Annotated in this window: 3 protein-coding genes and 1 pseudogene; 3 read left to right on the forward strand and 1 reads right to left on the reverse strand. The window is 67.0% G+C overall.

Annotation, left to right across the window (positions count from 1 at the left end; translation table 11 throughout):
• Positions 1 to 323: pseudogene (locus BraRD5C2_RS25305) on the forward strand (LysR family transcriptional regulator); the annotation flags it as partial.
• 19 nt (positions 324 to 342) lie between these two features.
• Here the strand turns inward: BraRD5C2_RS25305 and BraRD5C2_RS25310 are convergent.
• Positions 343 to 1,254 carry a LysR family transcriptional regulator gene (locus tag BraRD5C2_RS25310; RefSeq protein ID WP_223972832.1) on the reverse strand — a complete coding sequence of 304 codons (912 nt, stop codon included), beginning with the start codon at positions 1,252 to 1,254 and terminating at the stop codon, positions 343 to 345.
• A 123-nt stretch (positions 1,255 to 1,377) separates the two neighbouring features.
• On the opposite strand from BraRD5C2_RS25310, the gene BraRD5C2_RS25315 reads away from it, so the two are divergent.
• Both BraRD5C2_RS25315 and BraRD5C2_RS25320 read left to right on the forward strand, forming a co-directional pair.
• Positions 1,378 to 2,817, forward strand: coding sequence for an MFS transporter (locus BraRD5C2_RS25315; RefSeq protein WP_223972834.1), 1,440 nt, complete (start codon positions 1,378 to 1,380; stop codon positions 2,815 to 2,817).
• 26 nt (positions 2,818 to 2,843) lie between these two features.
• Positions 2,844 to 3,637, forward strand: a 794-nt coding sequence (locus BraRD5C2_RS25320) for a glutathione S-transferase C-terminal domain-containing protein (protein WP_223972842.1), incomplete at its 3' end; no start/stop codon positions are given.

Here is a 3,637-nt window from a genome sequence, read left to right on the forward strand (position 1 = left end):
CCACCCGCGCGCTCGCGGCGGCTGGCATCCCGTGGACGGAAAGCTTCCTCGGCTGCGGATCCTTTGCGGTCGCCGATGCGGTCGCTGCCGGCCTTGCCACGTCGGTGTTCTCCTCCCGGCTTGCACCTGCCGGAACGATCGAGGTCAGCCGGCGGTTCGGCCTGCCTGCCCTTCCGCCCTCCGAGATCGTGCTGCTGTCCGCGCTCTCGGATACGCGATCCCGCGCCACACTGAAGACGATCGTCAGCGCATTTCGCGAGCACCATCGTCTGCCTGCGGATCGCGCGGTACCGACCATCCCGGCCGAAGTTCTCGAGATGTGAGCGGCCGCGCGCCTGCCGGCTATCGCCGCGCGCGGCCGGCCCGCTTTCCCTCGAACAGCGCCCGCTCCGATGCGAGCGCCTTGGCCAGAAAATCGAGCGTGGCGCGAATGCGCGCGGTGCGCTTGAGATCGTCATGCGTCAACAGCCACAGCGCCGATCGCGGCTCGGCGAGCGTCTTCGGCGTCAGGCGGCGCAGCGCGGGCCAGAGATCGCCGACATAGCAGGGCAGCAGCGCAAGCCCCAGTCCCGCGGCCGCGGCATCGCGCAGCGCCGGAAGTGCATCGACGCGGCAAGCGACACGCGCCGAGCGCAGGTTCTCGCGCATCCAGCCGGCGATCACGGTTGCCGCCAGCGCATCGTCGAGCCCGACCCAGTCATGCGCCGACAGATCCTTGCCATCACGCCGGGCGAGGTAGGCCCGCGATCCGTAGACTGCATGGGCAATATCGGCAACGCGCCGCCCGACCAGCAGCTCGGACGGTGCCGGCGTCGGCCGAATTGCGATCTCGGCCTCGCGGCGGGTCAGGTTCGCCATCGCGTTGGAGATGATGATTTCCGGCTGAATCTCCGGATGCGCAGCACGCATCGCGGGCAGATGCCGCATCAGCACCGCGCCGAGTGTATCGGTCGTCGTGATCCGGACCGGGCCTGACGGCCTCAAGTCCTGTCCTGCCAGCCTGCGCTCGAGTGCGAGCACTTCGTCCTCGAGCCGCGCCGCCGACGCCGCCGCGGTCTCGCCGGCCGGGGTCGGCGCGTAACCATTGCGGAAGCGCTCGAACAGCCGCGTACCGATCGCGGCTTCGATCGTGCCCAAGCGGCGGAACACCGTCGAATGCGTGACGCCCAGTCTGCGCGCCGCTCCGGAGAGGCTGCCCTCCCGCGCGACCGCGAGCACAAGGCGGAGATCATTCCAATCAAGCGGGCTGTTCATTTTTGCAAACTCGGTTCGCAGAACTGGAGAATACCTTATCACAAACGGACAGGCCATCTTCCCGGAAGTTCGACCGGCCGGCGCAGTTCGTGTGCCGCGCCGGCAACGCGGAGGAGCCGGCAGGTGACAAGCGAGACCACCGAGACGTTGCAACTGCACGACACAAGGCCGGCAACGGTCGACCCGCGGCGATGGCTGGCGCTGCCCGTGCTGCTCACCGGCGCCTTCCTCCCGATCCTCGACTTCAACGTCGTCAACCTCGCGCTCCCCGCCATTCGCGACAATCTCGGCGCTACCCCGAGCCAGGTGCAGTTCGTGATCTCGGCCTATGCCGCGACCTACGCGGTCGTCCTGATCACGGGCGGCCGGCTCGGCGACCTGCTCGGCCGCCGGTGCATGTTCCTGACCGGCGTCGCCGGCTTCACGATCGCGTCGGTGCTATGCGGCGTTGCCTGGTCGCCGGACGTGCTGGTCGCCGGTCGGATCCTGCAGGGCCTCACCGCGACCGTGATGGCGCCGCAGGTGCTCGCCTCGATCCGCGTGCTGTTTCCGGCGGCCGAACAGGGCCGTGCGCTCGGCTTCTACGGCGCGACGTTCGGTCTCGCCAACATCTGCGGCCAGGTGCTCGGCGGAGTCCTGGTCTCGGCCCATCCGTTCGGACTGGCCTGGCAGGCGATCTTCCTTATCAACGTGCCGATCGGCCTCGCCGCCTTCATCGGCGGATTGCTGTACCTGACCGACTCGCGTGCCGAGCATGCCCAAAGGCTCGACATCGGCGGCGTCATCCTGTTGTCGCTCACGCTCGGATTCCTGGTCTATCCGCTGATCGAGGGCCGGGAATCCGGCTGGCCGGCCTGGATCGTCGCGATGCTGCTGGCCTCTCCGCTGATGCTCGCCGCCTTCGTCCGCTTCGAGGCGCGCCTCGCAAGGCGCGGCGGCGACCCGCTGGTCGCGCTGCATCTGCTGCGCAACAGCGATTTCGTCATCGGGCTGGTGATGGCGCTCGCCTTCTACATGCTGTCGTCGTTCTACCTGACCTTTGCGGTCTACCTGCAGAGCGGGCTGCATTTTTCACCGCTGGCGGCCGGCCTCGCCACCCTGCCCTTTGCCACCGGCTTCTTCGTGAGTTCGCTGGTGTCGTCGCTGGTGATGCAATGGCTCGGCGTGCGCGCGCTGACGCTGGGCTTCGCGCTCCAGGTCATCGGCTTCGGTGTCGTGATGCTGTCGGTTAGTGGCATGCTGCCGCAAAGCGTTGAATTCGGCCTGATCTGCGGCGGGCTCGGCTTCGGCACCGTGATGCCGTCGGTCATCAAGGCCGTGATCGGCAGCATCGATCCGCGCCATGCCGGGCTGGCATCGGGGATGATGATCTCGACCTTCCAGATCGGCGCCGCGCTCGGCGTCGCCATCATCGGCGGCGTCTTCTACAGCCTGCTCGGGCCGCATCCACAGGCCGACGACTATGCGCACGCCTTCACGGTCGCGCTCGGCTGCAACGTCGCGTTGTTGGCGCTCGGCGGCTGGCTATCGCTGTGGCTGCCGCGCGAGCTGGCGGCGAGTTGAGATCGCCACGACCGATGGTGAATGCCATGAAGCTCATGATCAACGGCGTCTGGCGCGGCGACATCGAGCCGACGCCCGAACTCAAGGCACAGCAGATGATCCATGCCGGTCGCTTTCGCGATCGCATCAGCGCCGACAGCGCGTCGGGTTTCCGTGCGGAACTCGGGCGCTATCACCTCTATGTGTCGCCGGCCTGCCCGTTCTCGCACCGCGTCTTGATCGTGCGCGCGCTCAAGCAGTTGGGGGAGATCGTCGGCGTCTCGGTCCTGCATCCGCACTGGGACACCCCCGACGGATGGCGCTTCGCGGACACCGCCCTGTCGACCATCGACAATGCGGGCAATGGCTTCCGGTATCTGCACGAAGCCTATCGCGCTTCGGCACCGAACTATACTGGCAAGGTCACCGTTCCGGTGCTGTGGGATCGGCGCTCGCGCCGCATCGTCAACAATGAATCGCTCGAGATCGCAGGAATGCTGAACGACGCGTTCAACGCCATCACCGGCGATCGCGGTCTCGATCTCTGCCCTGCCGAGCTGAAACCTACAATCGACGACCTGAACGGCGAGATCGCACGCCACCTGTCGGTCGGCGTCTACGCGGTGGCCAGCGCGAGATATCAGGGCGCATACACCGCGGCGATGGATCAGTTATTCGGCTTTCTCGATGAACTCGACGGCCGGCTGAGCGATGGCCGCCGATTTTGCCTCGGCGAACGGCCAACGCTGGCCGATGTCCTGGTCTATGCGACGCTGGTGCGCTTCGACGCCGTGTACAATCCGCTGTTCCGCGCAAGCCGCAAGCGGCTTTTGGGCTATTT

This window comes from Bradyrhizobium sp. RD5-C2, assembly GCF_019972155.1.
Lineage (GTDB): Bacteria > Pseudomonadota > Alphaproteobacteria > Rhizobiales > Xanthobacteraceae > Bradyrhizobium.